Origin of the sequence: Pseudomonas sp. GL-RE-26, assembly GCF_019956275.1 — a bacterium.
Taxonomy (GTDB): Bacteria; Pseudomonadota; Gammaproteobacteria; order Pseudomonadales; family Pseudomonadaceae; genus Aquipseudomonas; species Aquipseudomonas grandcourensis.
Map to the genome: position 1 here is coordinate 35,873 of NZ_JAHBDI010000005.1, position 16,871 is coordinate 52,743.

General features: G+C 51.1%; 11 protein-coding genes and 1 pseudogene. 5 read left to right on the plus strand and 7 right to left on the minus strand.

Annotation, left to right across the window (positions count from 1 at the left end; translation table 11 throughout):
- The 3 genes from KGB07_RS03660 to KGB07_RS03670 all read right to left on the minus strand — a co-directional run bounded on the left by KGB07_RS03660 (position 1) and on the right by KGB07_RS03670 (position 4,719).
- Positions 1–648: an amino acid ABC transporter permease gene (locus tag KGB07_RS03660; protein ID WP_046042437.1), complete on the minus strand. Its 648-nt coding sequence runs from the start codon at positions 646–648 to the stop codon at positions 1–3.
- A 63-nt stretch (positions 649–711) separates the two neighbouring features.
- Positions 712–1,500, minus strand: a complete 789-nt coding sequence (locus tag KGB07_RS03665) for an ABC transporter substrate-binding protein (protein WP_223464585.1) — start codon at positions 1,498–1,500, stop codon at positions 712–714.
- Positions 1,501–1,671: 171 nt separating this feature from the next.
- Positions 1,672–4,719: an aminotransferase class III-fold pyridoxal phosphate-dependent enzyme gene (locus KGB07_RS03670; protein WP_223464682.1), complete on the minus strand. Its 3,048-nt coding sequence runs from the start codon at positions 4,717–4,719 to the stop codon at positions 1,672–1,674.
- A 139-nt stretch (positions 4,720–4,858) separates the two neighbouring features.
- On the opposite strand from KGB07_RS03670, the gene KGB07_RS03675 reads away from it, so the two are divergent.
- Positions 4,859–5,299, plus strand: coding sequence for an Lrp/AsnC family transcriptional regulator (locus KGB07_RS03675; protein ID WP_046042440.1), 441 nt, complete (start codon positions 4,859–4,861; stop codon positions 5,297–5,299).
- A 22-nt stretch (positions 5,300–5,321) separates the two neighbouring features.
- Here KGB07_RS03675 and KGB07_RS03680 read toward each other — a convergent pair.
- Positions 5,322–6,223 (minus strand): annotated as a pseudogene (locus KGB07_RS03680) (OprD family outer membrane porin); the annotation flags it as partial.
- 1,819 nt (positions 6,224–8,042) lie between these two features.
- Here KGB07_RS03680 and KGB07_RS03685 point away from each other — a divergent pair.
- Complete coding sequence (locus KGB07_RS03685) at positions 8,043–8,504, plus strand: hypothetical protein (RefSeq protein WP_223464587.1); 462 nt, start codon at positions 8,043–8,045, stop codon at positions 8,502–8,504.
- Positions 8,505–8,841: 337 nt separating this feature from the next.
- Here the strand turns inward: KGB07_RS03685 and KGB07_RS03690 are convergent, their stop codons facing one another.
- From KGB07_RS03690 to KGB07_RS03700, 3 genes are all read right to left on the minus strand, one after another.
- Entirely contained in the window at positions 8,842–9,315 is a 474-nt protein-coding gene (locus tag KGB07_RS03690; protein WP_223464589.1) for a toxin-activating lysine-acyltransferase, read from the minus strand.
- A gap of 270 nt (positions 9,316–9,585) precedes the next feature.
- Complete coding sequence (locus KGB07_RS03695; protein WP_223464590.1) at positions 9,586–11,424, minus strand: hypothetical protein; 1,839 nt, start codon at positions 11,422–11,424, stop codon at positions 9,586–9,588.
- A 113-nt stretch (positions 11,425–11,537) separates the two neighbouring features.
- The gene (locus KGB07_RS03700; RefSeq protein WP_223464591.1) at positions 11,538–11,732 is read right to left on the minus strand and encodes a response regulator transcription factor; all 195 of its coding nucleotides are present in this window, start codon (positions 11,730–11,732) and stop codon (positions 11,538–11,540) included.
- A gap of 261 nt (positions 11,733–11,993) precedes the next feature.
- On the opposite strand from KGB07_RS03700, the gene KGB07_RS03705 reads away from it, so the two are divergent.
- From KGB07_RS03705 to KGB07_RS03715, 3 genes are read left to right on the plus strand one after another with little or no spacing between them, the layout of a single operon-like run.
- On the plus strand, positions 11,994–13,250 hold the full coding sequence (locus KGB07_RS03705; protein ID WP_223464683.1) for an HlyD family secretion protein: 1,257 nt from the start codon (positions 11,994–11,996) through the stop codon (positions 13,248–13,250).
- A 10-nt stretch (positions 13,251–13,260) separates the two neighbouring features.
- Positions 13,261–15,414 (plus strand): peptidase domain-containing ABC transporter, encoded by a 2,154-nt coding sequence (locus KGB07_RS03710; RefSeq protein WP_223464592.1) that lies wholly within the window; start codon positions 13,261–13,263, stop codon positions 15,412–15,414.
- Positions 15,414–16,826, plus strand: coding sequence for a TolC family protein (locus KGB07_RS03715; protein ID WP_411741524.1), 1,413 nt, complete (start codon positions 15,414–15,416; stop codon positions 16,824–16,826). Before KGB07_RS03710 ends, KGB07_RS03715 begins: the two co-directional genes overlap by 1 nt.
- Positions 16,827–16,871 lie beyond the last annotated feature (45 nt).

The window sequence follows — 16,871 nt, forward strand, 5'->3', positions numbered from 1 at the left end:
TCACCTTGCCGCGAAGCGATTATCGAGATAGTCAACAATAAATCTGACCGAGTAGACCATCACGATGTAAAGCAGTGCAGACACCATGAAAATCTCAAAAGGTTTATATGTTGAACTGATAAAGCGTTGCGCTGTATATGAAAGTTCAACTACAGAGATCGTCGACACCAATGCAGAACCTTTGATAAGAGCAACAGCGTTCACTCCCAGCGGTCTTATCATCAGTTTTGCAGCTTGTGGCAGCGTGATGAACCATAAGGTTTGACCCCGCCCGAAACCAATTGAACGTGCTGCTTCTTCCTGGCCAGGGTCAACGTTGATGATAGCGCCACGAATGGACTCGGCCATGTAGGCGGCGATGTTCAGGCCCAAGCCGATTACGCCTGCCGCAAACGGCTCCAGCTCAAGACCGATCTGCGGCCCGCCAAAGTAAATGATGAACAGCTGGACCAGGCAGGGAGTGCCGCGAAAAACGCTTATGTAGAGTCTTGCAAGGCATCGAAAGGTAAGAACAGTGGACAACCGGGCAGCCACCAGCACGATTGCGACCAGAAAACCAAGCAGAAGAGCAAGTACAGAGATCTGCACCGTAATCCAGGCCGCCTCCAGGAAAAACGGGAATGTGCGTTGTATGAGAGTCAGATCCATGAGCACGCTCGGAAAAGTCTGATTGGCTGGCTCGACGGTAAGTCGAGCCACGCTAAATACGAATTAGCGGATATCGTTGCCAATCCACTTCATCGAGATCTTTTCGTAGGTGCCATCAGCGAGCATGTCTTCAAGTGCCTTCTGCATCGTCGCCTTGAGTTCAGGGTTATTCTTGCGCAACGCAATACCCATTCCCTCAAGAGCACCATCGCTATCCGGTGGAGTAATGATGCGCACTTTCTGCCCTGTTTCCTTGACTGCGACCAACACCGGAACACTGTCCATCACTATCGCGTCGATACGTCCGGCCTCAAGATCGACCAGCATTTCGGGAAGACCCTTGTAGGTTCTGACCTTCAGGTTGCCGCGGGCCCTGGCCCATTTATCGTGGGCATCGCCGAGGGTCACGCCGACAATCACCTCCTTAAGATCATCAAGGCTTTTGATCGAAGAATCGTCCTTCACTACGATCGTGCGGCCGGCATGGTAATAGGGCCCCACGAAATCCACTGCCTTCTGCCGTTCCGGGGTAATGGTCATGGAAGCGATAATGGCGTCATACTTTTTCGCGAGTAGACCTGCAATTATCCCGTCGAATGGCGTGGTAATGATCTTCACTTTTACCCCCATCCGCTCAGCTAATGCCTCGCTGATGGAAGCGTCGAATCCAACAATCTGGTTCTGCTCGTTGGCAAAGCTGAAGGGAGAGTATTGACCGCTCATCGCGATGCGGATTTCTTGGGAATCCTGAATCGACTTCAAATCATCAGCGTGAACAGCCGAGGTGGAAAGTAGCGCCGCTGCCGCCACGGTAGTAGCGACAATCAAACCCTTGAGCTTTTTGGTTAGCATTGGATGGCACCTTGGAAGAATTGTTTTTTATTTTCTTGGGGTTATTCAGCCGGCCTTCATGAAAAGTCTTGCATAGGCACTTCTGGAAAGCACCCGGCAAGGTGTCAGCCTGCCTGACACATTGCCGGAGTTGGCCGACACTATGTCGGGCAGTCACATCGTCCAACCTGGTTACCGGAGTGCTGCCTTGAAACTTTCGTCCAGGACCTCAAGCAGAAAGTCAGCGTTTGCCTGACTGAATATCATCGATGGGCGCATTTTCAGGACATTGTCATGTGGCCCTTCAGTACCGATCAAAACACCTCGTTCCCTGGCACCATCGGCTACTTTCCTGGCCAACTGCGTGGCTGGAACTTTCGTTTTGCGATCCGTGACAAGTTCTATCCCGAGAAACAGACCCTGCCCGCGCACATCGCCGATTGCATCGTAGCGCTGCTGCAACTTGCGAAAGCCGTCGAGCAAATAGTTGCCAATGGTCAGTGCGTTGAGTTTCAAGTTATCGCGCTCGATCACATCGAGTACCGAGAGCCCTACAGCACATGAAACCGGACTACCGGCGAAGGTATTGAAGTACTCCATGCCATTGTTGAAGCTGTCTGCAATTTCTCGCGTGGTCACCACTGCCGACATGGGATGGCCATTGCCAATAGGTTTGCCCATGGACACTGCATCGGGAACCACACCCTGGGTTTCAAAAGCCCACCAGTGGCTGCCTACACGACCAAAGCCGACCTGGACTTCGTCAGCCAGGCAAAGACCGCCCTCGGCACGCACCATCGCGTAGACTTCTTTCAAGTAGTTTTCCGGGAAGAACAGTTGCCCGGCGACACTGGGAATGGACTCCGCCAGGAAGAACGCCGGCGCCCTGCCCTGCTTGCGCATGAGCTCAATCTGATCCGCCACGCTCTCGGCGTAACGCTTGCCAAGTTCCTCGAACGCCCAGTGATCCATGCCCCGGTAGGCATCCGGGACCGCCGCCTCGAACACATGGTCTGCGCGCCCTTTACCGGCTTTACGCTTGTATTTGTAGGGGCTCAGGTCGATCAGTTCCTGTGTCGTGCCGTGGTAAGCCCAATCCAGCACGATCGCATCGTTACGCCCGGTGTGATTGCGCGCCATGCGCAGCATCAGGCTGTTGGCTTCACTGCCCGAACAACCGAAGGAAGCGACCGCCAGACCTTCAGGCAAAGTGGCGGTGAGCCGCTCTGCATACTCGACGATATTGTCGTGCAGGTAGCGCGTGTTGGTGTTCAGGCGTGAGGCCTGTCGGGAAAGTGCTTGCACCACATCCGGATGAGAGTGGCCGAGATGGCACACGTTATTGAAGCAGTCCAGATACGCCCGGCCAAAGTTGTCGATCAACCAGACCCCGTCACCGCGAACGAACTTGATCGGGTCCGAATAAGAGATCGACAGGTTTGGCAGCAACAGCTCCTTGCGCTTGGCCACAAGCTCGGCCTTGGTGCGTCCATCCTGGCTGTAGGTTTCCGCAGGAATCCCCGCGAGCGTCGATGCATCGGGGAACAGGTCCGCCCATACCTCAAGATAAGCCCGCTCACCCACGCCGATGAACTCGCCCGCTTTCAGCCCGGTGTCGGTGGACATCTGAAAATGCACATGGGGGATCCACCCGCCATTTTCCGTATCCGCCCCCATGTATCCCACCAGCGCGCCAGCCTCCAGGCGGTCACCGGGCTTGAGCCGCGCCAGGGCTTCATGCGCCATGTGCCCCCACAGCGTGAGGAATGGCGGGCAACCCTCAGGCGAGTGCTTGAGCATGATCAAGCCGCCATAACCCAGCGGCTCATGCTCGACCTCGACGCTCTGCACCACACCGGCAACCGGCGTATAGAGCGGCGTCCCGGCGGGCATGATCAAGTCGACACCGACGTGAATGATCCGACGCTGCCCTTCGATGAATCGCGACTCAAACGCCGTGTCGGTGTAGATGGTCCGTTCCTCGCCCCATGGCCCGATGCCGAGCGGCACCTTGTGCTCGGCAGAAAAATCACTCCACCACTTCGTTGCCTGCGCTGGACGCTGCTCGGCTGAAGCAATGGTCATCACATGCGAAGCGTCGCCGAACGGGGCAATGGCCTTGTTCATGGTCGCAGCCGATGGACGCACGATATCGGCGAAGGACTTGCTGTTCGCAGCCACCCAGCGGCGCACCGCACCCGCGCCTTCGATCGCGTCAAAACCACAGGCCTTGCGCAGGATCGCCGTCGCCAGTCGGGGATTCATGCGATCCATCCTTTCCAGCAGGCGCCAGGCCGGCGCTTCGCTGATGCCAAGGTAGGGATTGTCTTGCGTGCGGTCGCATCGCGATGCCGACAAGGTGACGCTGGTGACCAGGCGCATCGCAATGAGATTGAAGAGGACGTCAAGCTCCTCCGGCTGCAGAGGGTACTTGTCATGGAAACCGGCAGTGAGGGCGGCGGCGGCGCCGATCGGGTCTTCCATGTCGAGAATGGAATAGGCGCAGGTAATGGCTACTTCGGCAATCAGGATCGTATGGACCGCATCGCCAAAATCGATGACGCCCGAGACGTTCTGATGATTGTGGGAATCGACGAGGATGTTCCAGTCATTGCCGTCATTGTGAATGACTTGCGCACGCAGACGCGAAAGCTTCGGTTGGACGCTTTGTTCGAAGTTTTCAATGAAGCGTTCCAGGATGGCCCTTCTGCCAGGATCTGTGACGAAGTGCAGGCGTGAGCGCGAACGTGCGGCGTGACGCAAATCCCAGTCAAGATCACGCACCGCGCCCGGATGAATGAAGCCTTGCAGTGCACGATCTATCTGACCGAACGATTGGCCAAGGCTGCGCATCAATTCGAACGTACGCTCGACCTCGGCAAGCGGCGTACCGTGCAACCAGCTCACCAGACGGACCGCATGGGTTTCACCCGAGGGCGCTACCGCAGTGGCGAGGTATTCACCGGCAAGGCTTTTCTTGAGAAAAGGCACGGTAAGCTCGGGGTTGTGAGTGGCGAGATGACTGAGAATGGCCGTCTGAAACTCGCTTTCAACGCGCGGCTCGGTCGAATTGACGACCTTCAGAATCCATCCCGCATCGGTTCCGGTATTCAACCGGTAGTTGCGGTCGCGCTCGCCATCCAGAGGCGTGGCTGTACCAATAACGTTGAAAAGCTGCTCACTCAGTTTTTCGGCATCCCCGGTCGAGAACTGGGGGGCAGGATGGGAAAGATTTGTCATGGTAATTGTTTTCCAAGCCATTTTTTTCAGATAGCTTGGCACGCAACGCCCGGGACGGCAGTAGGTATACGGTCGGCTTGCGCCTGCATATTGCCGGAATCGACCGGCACAATTTCGGCAGCAAAATTAGGGAGTTCTGATGCGCGACCTGGACACGAAAGATCGCGAAATACTCGAAATTCTTTCCAAAGAGGCTCGAATTGCCCTGAAGGCCCTGGCAGCGAGAATCGGGCTTTCAAGAAGTGCTACCAGCGAGCGAGTCATCAACCTTGAACGCAATGGTGTGATCAGAGGCTACCGAGCTGATATCGGCGAAATCGATGCCAACGTGATTCGCGCAATCCTTCTTGTATGCCTGAAACGCACACCAGCCATCAGCTTGCTGGACCTGCTTGCCCAAAACTCACAGGTACGACGAGTCTCCTCGGTCAGTGGCCAGCTCGATCTGGTCATTGAGGTCGAATCGCGAACCATTGATGACCTGAATCGAGTCAGAGATGCAGTAGCCAGTCACGAATCCGTTGAAGACATTACCACCGCTGTCGTTCTGCGCCGCGATATTGATCGGCAGAGTTCCTGATTTGGCTGGGGGGAGAAGGCTTTGTGTCGCCCGCCCTCCAGAAACCGCTGCTTTTGTAGCCCTGCGCACGTCCGGCCGCGTTGCCGTCTTGCCATCGGCGCTGCTGTTGAAATAGCGCAGGTCGGTCTTCAGCGCGCCGGGGCCGATGGCCATAGTGTGGATCAGGCCGAGGAAGTGCTGTTTATAGAAATCTTCGAGACTGCCGTAGTAGTACTGGGCGGTCAGGTCCTTGGTGATTTTGTAGTCGCCGCCGGCGAAGACGAAGGTGTCCGAGTCTGCCAGCGGCGTGCTGGCCGGTGTGCGGGCGGGACGTGTCGCACCGGCGATACGCAGGTCGATATCGTCGGTGGAACTGCGGGTCTTGGTGCTTTGCAGTTGGCCGGCGGTGAGGGTCAGGCCGTCGACTTCGCTTGAGGTGATCTGCCCGCCTTCGAAAGTTTGCGGCAGCAGGCGACCGTCGTTGAAGTTGATCACCGGCAGCTTGGGCTGCAGGGTGCCCAGGCGTGCTTCGGTCTTGGAAATGCGCACTTTGCCGGTCACGCCACCCTTCGAATATTCATCGACCGCATGGCCGTCGCTGTCCGTAGGAAACAGCGCCCCGGGCGTGCGGTCGATACCGGCCTTGCCGGCACGACCGCCGCTGTCCAGTTTCAGCCCCGTCATGGCGATAGCGTCCAGGCCAAAGCCGACGGTGCCCTGGGTGAATCCGGAGATCACGTTGAGTTGCAGCCCCTGCCCCCATTCCTTGGCCTGGCTGGTGTAAGCGGCATTGCCCACGTTGCCCTGGCTTTCGCGGTTGTCAGAGTTGAAATAGAAATTGCGCAGGTTCAGCGAGGCCTTGCTGTCATCGATAAAACCGGCGGCGATGGCCTGGTGGGTCAAACCACCCAGGGTGATGGCCAGGGCCAGGGGTTGCAACTTCATTGTGTTTACCCCAGTGCAGGTCTCTTGTTTTTTTGGTGTCCATGGACCGGGTTTGCCTGGGCTCTGGCGGGCAGCTAGCGCTATATATTTTCGCATACAGCGAAAGCCTGGAAACCGTCTGGTCGGGCGGCATCTTTCAAGATACTGACTTTTAAGTCAAATTAGTTTCGACAGGGCATGCAGCTGTTCAGGGAGGTGGCCGAGTCACTGAGCGCAACCGAGGTGTCATAACCAAAAACTACTACCGGCATGGTTTTCTGAGGTACATGCGAGCGTTTTTTTGCATCTGATAATTTGAAAAACAACAAACTTTAGTTTTTCAGGCTACGGTCAAATACAGATTCAATAATAGGGGGTGTGGAGTTCGCGCAATTTACAGTCTGGAAGGTTAAATTGGGAAAGCATCCTGTAGGAAATATCCCTCATGAGAAAAAGAAAAGTTACTTGACGTATAGGACGAAGCTGACTTAACAAACGATCTACGTACTTTAAAATTCTTTCGTACAGCGCCTGACCTTTATAGACGGACTCACATTAACTTCGGATAACTATTCACCGCCCCCTACATCTGCAGGATGGTACTTGGCCTCCTTCATGGCAATATAAATATATCTTTGACTTCATATTGTCCTGCCATCGGCATTTATGGCTTATTAACGCAATATCAGCCTGCTCGCTTTCTACATGGACTTACAATGGAAGTCTCGGATCGGTTAGAAACGTTCCTCTATATCCGGAGCCAAGTATGCCAACATTACAAACCCTATGGGTGCTGACGATCGATCGAATAGGAGTATCAGGGCCTTTTGATGTAAGCCAGGCTTTGGGCGAGTCAGCTGCCGGTTTTCGGCACTGGCGTCGTAACAGGAAACGCGGACTGGTTCGACTAGCTAGTGGTAATTATTGTTAATGTCGGTTCTGTTTTACTTAGCAATAGAGGAAAATGCATTTTTTATAATCGTCACTTACAAGTGCACCGACTTTCTTGGACGCAGGTGATGCCGTGTTAATAACTATTTCTCTTGCAATGGCTTTACTTTTGGGACTCGCAACAAAGGGTTGCGTATTACTTATAAATGCAAAATTTGACGGGAACATTCGAAGCGAAGACTTACACATATTCGTCATACCAACTTTCATCTCCTTCGTAATTTACTCCGCTCAAGAGTTGATGGTTTTTCTAGGCTTTCATCAACCATAAAACTCATTTCTAATATACAACAAGACAATGAATCTATTGCAATGCAGTGGCAATGCGGTAATTACAGATTTACCATCATAGCGAAACTAGAGGAATTGTGCGTTTCAAGCGTACTCCGATTTCAGTACCTATTGGCATGAATAGTCGAAATCTTATTAACAAATGGAGGTTGAATACTACACAAATAGAACGCTGACGATCACCAACTCCTAAAAAAGGAATACTTAGTCATGAGAAAATTATCCAACATTGAAATATCTCAAGTTTCAGGCGCCAACAATGGTAGCACTTTTGCATCTAACGTAGGAGGTACGTTGGGTGCTGCGGCAGGTGCTGCTATAGGGAGTCGATTTGGGCAGCCACTCGCGGGCGCGGCAATTGGGAGTGGGTTGGGGGGCATGGCAGGAGAAGGAATTTATAATGCTGGAAGAGATGCTGCTAACGCTTGGAAACCAGGTACCTTTCCAGGTGGCTTTCAGGGATCTCCTTTTTTCCCTCAGACACCATCTAGTCCTCCCAGTTAAATAACTCGGGACTCTACTGGACGTACCTTAGCTCAGTGCAAGTACGCCCAGTAGATTTAACATTATAATAGCGTATGGCAGTGAGATTGAACTCATGAACAGGGACACCTTGAAAAGATTTAAGCTAAGAGACCAATTATCAGAAGACCACCTCAAATTATTTTCATTAATTGAAAAATCTATATTGGCTTACTTACTGATAGGTTTAGTTTTTATTTTTTTGGAAAAAACAGGCCTAACGGAAGTATACTTGGGTAGCAGCGTGATAGGCGGAACTATAGGTTATTTAATCATAGCCATTAAACTAATGTATCACGACGAAGCGCTTTCTGAATTAAAAACCCATACCAATATAAATCAAAATACATTGAAGAACGCAATGCTCGCCATCGGTTATTCAGAAAAAAAAGACGGAGTTTATTACCCCAAAAAAAGAATGTTTAGCATTTTCTACCTCTGTAAATCTGAACTTATCACTCACACATCCAAGAATGAAACTACTACATTTACGGGACCACACAACAAGTTACTAAAGCTTACAAAAATAATAGAGTGAGATGCATATAGCTGAGCACTCTATATAAGACACGACGCATAACTCTCTGCGAAAAATATCCTGAGCCGGCTAACAGCAATGATACCGGCTCGAATTTAAAACTCAAACGCCTGACGAATTTTAACAGCAGCCGAAGTCTCTTTATTACTTTTAACATCAAGCCCCGAGGAAAAATCTGCGCTGGATCGTTCAACACCAACTAGTTTGCAGCAGATGAATACGCACATGGTGTCAGGGAGGGTTAGTCGCAAACTAAACGCTTGCCTTAGAGTGGTACAGCTCAATCAGTGCCGGCAAACAACTATACCCCCCATTTCGTCCGGAAAGCATTCGCGTCTTACTCCTCCATAACAATGGAGTAGCTTCCAACTCTTCGGACTGAGTGGTCTCTGTTTCGACGCCCCCAAAATACTTTGTTGATCCCAAGTTCTCGGAAATGTTTTTTTAGGTGTTTAATAGCAATAGCTGTACCGCCTACAGGGAAGCAAAAGTCAACAATCCATGTCTTACCTCCTTCATTCCATTCCGACGTGTGAAGCAAGAAGTCAGGGTCTTGCAATAGACGCAGTTCGCTGTCTGGAGCTAAGTGTGCCCATGTCACATAGCCAACAGGCATATCGAAGTTATCGAAAAAAAACAAAATCTGCTTGTGATCTATTGCCGGGGCTATCCAGAACCGCAAAGTCATTATCTGAAAAAGTGAGTAGTGCCTGCACATTAAAATAATTAGACAAGCAAAGCCGATGAGCTTTGCCCTGTTCGGCGAGTGATCATATCGACAACTGGTATAAAGCTCAGAAAATTTTTTCATCAATTAACTCCAACGCCACACGGAAAATACGACCCTAACCTTCTACATCCAATCACGCCGCGCGCCCAAATAACATGACAAAAATAGCCTGCACAATTCAACCTGCAGCTATATTCACAGAAAACGTTAATTACCTGCATAGAGAAGAGTAATATAAATAAATAAACAAATCATAAACACACCTTTACCCAATCGAGAAAACTAAAACCAAAATACTTCATTACTAAAAACATAGCAGCGAAGCCGCTATGCTTCTAAATTTGTAAAACATCAGATAGTTTTTTCATTTAATATCTTCCAGGCACCACGATAAAAACCAAGTGCCATATTTACATCCTTGTGATGTTCTCTGAGATCAACAAGGGCATCGATCGATAATGAGCATGTATCTGCCGCTTGCAATGTAAACATACCGGAGACTGGATCAAACCAGATTGATAGCGTACTACTCAACCAGAACGGAACACATCGCTTCTGTTCGTTGCCGAGGTGAAGCTGCGCAGTATGCACAGCCTCTTCTGAAAGCATTTGATAGGCTCCTTTTTTATCTGTTTCCACACTGGTTCTTATGCGCTCAATTCGTGAGTCAATATCGTGCAACAGACTATGGCTACGATTAAGGCGAATCATATTTATTAACATACAACGATAAACGCTTTGCAAATTTATGTGTTGTTCACCGGCTATTTTGGAGACCAGGTCGAGTAATTTATTATAACTTGATTGCAATTGACTGATCGCAGCAGCGTCCACCCTCAACCATGGAAAGCTTGCGATCGAAGCACTTATCCTGCTTGACAGCAACTCATTGAACAACCGCGCAGTCCGTCGTTCATAACCGCTCCAGCCTCCCGCTAGGCTAATTTCATGTACTGTAAAATTTTCAAGCTCAAAAAACTTACGAAGGCTACTAGAAAAATTTTCAAGCTCCTTGCTGTCTACTAGCGCTCGCAGTATCCATAGAGGAAATCCTGCCTGCGCTACCTGATACAAGCTCAACTGTTTGCCGTATTTTTGCGCAAAGTGATTTACTGTTTTATCTAAAATACAAGCCGACTCCTCAACGGTAATAACGGAGTATTTACCTAAGTAATAAGACAAGCTTTTCAAGCTTTCGACTGCAGGAAAATGCTCAGTATTGAACCTATCAATGTCAGTTCGATAACCCTCAATGAGATTGCTGAATATGCGGGTGCCACTTAAGTCTAGCCAAGCCCCATCGAGTGAGAGATTCGACGCGCTCACGTTGTAATGAATAATGTGCTTCGCCTTGGCAGCAGCAAACTGCTCGGCAAATCTCGCGGCTAGCTCGAGAAATCCAGATTCCAAGCGTTCACTCACACTGCTAGCCTTTGACATAGCACCTTCCCCAGGAAGAAAGTCGACCAATTTCGCTATTGAAGCTTTAACTCGCTGTGCATCTTTACATAGCCCGTTAACTTGCTTTTCCTCAAAGAAAGTAGCCCTAATAAAATGAGCTGGGCGCACGACGGACTGGCGAACCAATAGTCCGCGGGGAGTTTCAATTCCCCGTTCTTCATATGTGCGCCCAGTGTCCAGAATGGCGATTGTTCGAATGGCGCCAAAGGGGAGTACTGCATTTATAATTTCTGACCAAATTGACTCATAAATTGCCGTATCCAAACAAAGATTACCATCGCCATGCGCAGCGTCGACCTCTTTGCCTACCAATTGATTGGGACCAATCCCCTTTAGTTGCCAAATACCATCGAAACCGCAACGCCCTCCGCCTCCATTAGTGAGGATGCCATCTCCGCCATAGCGTTCGGCCATGAATTTTTTTACCGAAGACTGCCCCTTACCGGGCTTTGGCCCAACACTTATAGCGTAGCTGTAAGCGTTAAGAATAGCTGCAGCATTCTCCTTACCCGCCAAATCTTCGTTGAGATAAGCGATAACACACCCATCAAGCTTTTCAGCTTCAAAACTAACAAAAACTTCTTGTAGATCAGATAATCGCTTCCCCTCAATCATACTTGAACACTTCCATTTCATACCACGATGATCGAACAGGATTTTCCAACTAAAACCTGCATTGTCCTGCGCATTATCACATTTGATGCCAAAACAAGACGACGCCAACCACATCTACTAATTACGTTACCCCTGCCAGCGACCAAAATACCACCCTGCATCTGTAGGGATGACTACAGATGCACCGCCGTGCAAAAGTAAAAACAGCAAATTTCCGAGAGCAAAAACTATTTTTCATCTTTCATCTCTGCGGCTATTACCGCGAGCTCAACACGACTTGTTACATTAAGTTTTTTAAACGCTGAAGAAATGTGATCCCTGACAGTGTAGTTGCTGATCCCCAGCAGCTGACCGATTTGTTTATTAGTCAGACCATTGACCAACAAGCGCATCACATCACGTTCTCTTTTTGTTATTTTCATTTATTACTCCGTGCAAATTCGTACAGATCGAGTCTTGTAATTTCAAGATTCAAAAACAGGCACACCGCCCCTGTAGTTGCTTTGATGCTAAATAGCTACGAACGAGACGAAAGGAAAAACTAAAAATTTACCGTGAATTTGTAACCATTTGCGGAACCAATGCTTATTCAATTGAAGGTTTGTCAAACCGAGAGGAAACGGCGTGACCAGTTTAATACTAAACAAAAAGTTAAGGATGAATGTGTGACATCAAAGACTCCGCTGTTTCGACTTGAAGCGCTAGCCTCACAACAAGCTAACTGGCTCGGTGAAATCGTGCTTGTCAGACCCGTTTCCTTCACGGTACTTACGCTGATAGCCACATTGTTTGGCGCAATGGTTGTAACTTTCTTTCTCTGCGGCAGCTATACCAAACGCAGCACTGTGGCAGGTCAGCTAGTGCCCATCTCCGGACAGCTGAAAATACACTCGCCACAATATGGCTTGGTGCTCGAACGTTTTGTCGATGAAGGGCAGTTAGTCAAGCAAGGCGCTCGATTGTTTCGCCTATCCAGTGAGCGCTTCGCAGGAGATTTCGGGCCGGTACAGGCAGAAGTAAGCGATCAGCTCGCGCAACAACGCCGATCCTTAAACGAAGAGTTGAAGAAACAAACACAACTTCAATTCGAGGAGCGTCAAAGTCTGCAAAGCAAACTGCAAAGTTTGCGACAGGAACTGCTGACACTCGCACAGCAAAGGGCCAGCCAGGAAAAGCTTGTAGATCTGGCAACTAATGCAGCCGGTCGATATCAAGGACTGATGGATAAAGGTTACATATCCATGGATCAGCTTCAGCAACGCCAGGCTGAACTTTTGGGCCAACGCCAAACCCTTCAGAGGTTGACTCGCGAAGCTACAGCATTGACACAGCAGCTGGTCGAGCGTCGGCATGATTTTTCAGGACTCTCGGCACTGCACGAAAATCAGCTGGCCAGTATCCGGCGGTCATTGTCCAGCATCCGGCAGGAGTTTATCGAGAGCGAAGCCAAGCGCACGCTGATCCTGTCGGCCCCCCAAGACGGCATGGCAACTTCCATTCTTGTTGAGCCGGGTCAAACCGTGGATAGCTCACAACCATTAATGAGCATAGTGCCTGCAGATTCCCGCCTACAAGTAGAGCTATATGCACCGAGCAAAGCCATCGGTTTCATCCATACAGGCGACCCTGTAATGGTCCGTTACCATGCTTATCCGTATCAGAAATTCGGCCAACACCGCGGCAATGTGACATCTATCTCCAAAACTACCCTCTCGGCGACCGAATTGGCGAGCGTAACCGGAACTGTGCCGGGGCTGGGCCTGGACGGCGAACAGTTCTACCGCATTCGCGTTGATATCGAGGCGCAGTCAGTACTGGCCTACGGCAAACCGAGACCGCTACAAGCCGGCATGTTGGTTGAGGCAGACATCCTGCAGGAAACCCGCCACCTCTATGAGTGGGTACTTGAGCCGCTCTACAGCCTGACGGGCAAACTCTAGGAACGAATGCATGAACTATCTCGACGCGATCACGCTACGCATCGGCCGACGGCTGCCCCTGATTCTACAAACAGAAGCGACAGAATGTGGTCTGGCCTGTTTGGCGATGATTGCGGGCTACCATGGTCATCACACGACGCTGATGGAACTGCGCCGCCAGTTCGGCGTGTCACTCAAGGGGGTTACGCTCAAACAACTGACACAGACAGCCGATCAACTGAAATTCGGCACTCGGGCGATGAGGGTTGAACTGGAGGACCTGAGCAAGCTCACGTTGCCTTGTGTATTACATTGGAACTTCAACCATTTCGTCGTTCTTAAGGTCGTGGACGGCCAGTGCCTTACCTTGCATGACCCGGCCCATGGTATCCGCCAGTTGAGCCTGGCCGAGGCTAGCAAGTCGTTTACCGGTGTCGCTCTTGAGGTGTGGCCTGACAGTGACTTTGAAAAGCAGGAAGCCAAGCCACAGATCAAATTGATGAGCATGCTGGGACGGGTGAGCGGTCTTTATCGCGCCCTTTCGCAGGTTCTGCTACTAGCTCTGGCCCTGGAAGTGTTCTCGCTTGTCAGTCCGTTCTTGCTGCAGTGGACGCTCGACAACGTACTGGTCACTCAAGACCGTGACTTGCTGACGACGTTGATCATCGGCTTTGGGCTGTTACTTTTGATGCAGCAACTGGTGAGTGCTACACGGGCTTGGGTGATGATGCACATGAGTACCCTGCTGAGCGTGCAATGGCGGGCGAACGTTTACAGTCACCTGCTCCGGCTGCCGATCCAGTACTTTGAAAAGCGCCACCTGGGCGATATCGTCTCGCGGTTCGGTGCTATCGGCGAGATACAGGGGACACTGACAGCCGCCTTCTTTTCTGCGCTTCTGGATGGTCTGATGACCATCGCGACACTCGTCCTCATGATTACCTACAGCCCGTTGCTCGCAGTCATCGCGGTAATTGCCATGACTTCGTACACATTGGTTCGCTGGGCTTGGTACCGCCCTTTGTGTCGAGCAAACGAGGAACAAATCATTCATGCTGCCCGGCAGGAAAGCCACTTTCTGGAAACCGTGCGCGGCATGCGCACAATAAAGCTGTTCCAACGCCAGAGCGAGCGACGCTCCACCTGGCTTGGATTACTCGTAGAACAGATCAACGCAGGGTTACGAACCCAGAAGCTGCAACTGATCTACACCCAGTTCAACGGCTTGATATTCGGACTGGAGAATCTACTAGCGCTTGGACTTGGTGCGTCCATGGTGATGAACAACCAATTCAGTGTCGGTGTACTGATGGCGTTTATTGCTTACAAATCCCAATTTGTAAGCCGCGTGGCCAGCCTGATCGATCATTTATTTGAACTGCACATGCTGCGTTTACAAGGTGAACGCCTGGCTGACATCGTCCTGCATCCACCAGAGGACAACCGCGGCACGCAGAATTCCGCGACTTGGTCTTCGTGCCAGGTAGATATTGATTTCACAGGGGTGAAGTACCGCTATTCCGATCAGGAGCCATTCGTGCTGGATGGCGTTAATTTGCACATTGCGCAGGGGGAGTCGGTGGCAATCACCGGTGCTTCCGGCAGCGGAAAGAGTACGCTGATCAACCTGCTGCTGGGTATTTGCAAGCCCACTCATGGCCAGATACGAATCGCCAGCAATGAACTGCACCACCTCGGGGTGGAGAACTTTCGCAGCAAGATCGGCACGGTGATGCAGGATGATTGTCTGTTTGCCGGCTCACTGGCAGACAACATCGCATTCTTCGAGCCGAGCCCTGATCTGGACTGGGTCATGGAATGTGCACGCAAGTCATCAATTCATGCTGACATTCTGTCCATGCCAATGGGCTACAACACCCTGGTTGGTGACATGGGAACGGTTTTGTCCGGGGGGCAGAAACAGCGTGTGCTGCTAGCCAGAGCGCTCTACAAGAAACCAGACATTCTGATTCTTGATGAGGCAACCAGTCATCTGGATGTGAAATGCGAGCAGCAGGTAAATGACGCTGTTCGTGCACTTGAGGTGACGCGCATCATTGTCGCCCATCGTTCGGAGACGATCGCCTCGGCAGATCGAGTGGTGATACTGGAAGCTGGCCGGATTGTCCTGGACCAGCCAACCTCGTCCACCATGTTCCAAACTACTGGCGCTGTCACACTGTGATGAAAACAGCTTTCGCCTATTCCCTTCTGGCAGGCCTTTGCGCCTGGTCGCAATCGGCCATGGCAATGGATGTATTTGCGACCGAGCGTGATGTCTCCCGCACTGCGATCAAGGACATCAACAACTCGACCTGGTCGTGTGAAGTCGGTCCTGTAGCGGCGTTGCTGACACTGGAGGAAATGATAGAGCGGGTGCTTTGTAACGACCCACAGACACGACAGGCCTGGGCCAGTGCAAAGGCCCAGGCAGCCTTGGTCGGTGTTAAGCAATCGGCGTATCTTCCAAGGCTCAATGGTAGCTCTGGCATTACCAGTGGACGCAACGACACTGCGTATGAACAGCGTGGAGAGTACTCCAGTCATGGTCATCAGCGTCAACTCGACAATCGCCTGACCTTGAGTTGGGTGCTGTTTGACTTTGGTCGCCGCGAATCGGCCCTGCTTAATGCACGCCAACTGTTAGTTGCAGCAAACGCCAATCAGGATAGTCAGTTGCAGGAGGCTTTCGTGCTGGCAGCCCAGCTGTACTATGACACCCTCGCAGCACAACGTAGCCAGGTTGCCGCCACCCAAGTGGCAAAATTGGCAGCCGAAAACCTGAAAGCCGCAAGCGCCAAATATGAAGCGGGGGCCGCAGCGCTCTCCGACCGCCTGCAGGCGCAAACGGCCTACTCCCAGGCGAGCCTGAACGAAGTTCGCGGCAAAGGCGCGTTGCGTAGCGCAAAAGGCCTAATCGCGATGCGTATGGGCTTACCTCCACAAACACCTCTGGAGTTGGCGGGGAACCTGAATCGACGTCCGGATACCCATTTCGTCAAAACCATTGATGAGTTAATTGAACAGGCACGCCAGGATCATCCCTCACTTATTGCCGCAAAGGCCAAACTGGATGCAGCAAAAGCTGCTATCGACGAAAGCAAAGCCTCTGGCCGCCCTACCCTGTCGTTTATCGCTAGCATCTCCGATGTACAGACAAACCAATCAATCGCGCTCAATGGCGATAGTCACCTACGTGAAAATAGCGTTGGATTGCAATTAAACATTCCCTTGTTCGAAGGTTTCGAGCGCACCTATCAGGTACGGGGAGCTCAAGCAAAATTTGAGACCAGCAAGGCAGAACTTTCGGAGGTTGAACAGCGTATTTCGATGGAACTATGGGCCAATTACCAAAACTTGAACATCGAAACGCGCTCATTGGAAAAAACTGCTGAGTGGGTAGAGCAGTCAAATCAGGCACTGCAAGTTGTGCAAGGGCGCTATCGTTCAGGAGTCGGTAACATGATTGAGCTTCTGAACGCATTAACCGCCTATGCAACGGCAGAACAACAACATATTAATACGTTGAACAGCTGGCAATTAGCCCGTCTCAAACTTGCAGCAAGCCTTGGGCGCCTAGGCTTCTGGGCGCTCTAATCGAGCGCTACAAAACAACAAACAACAGCACACCACAGAAAAAAA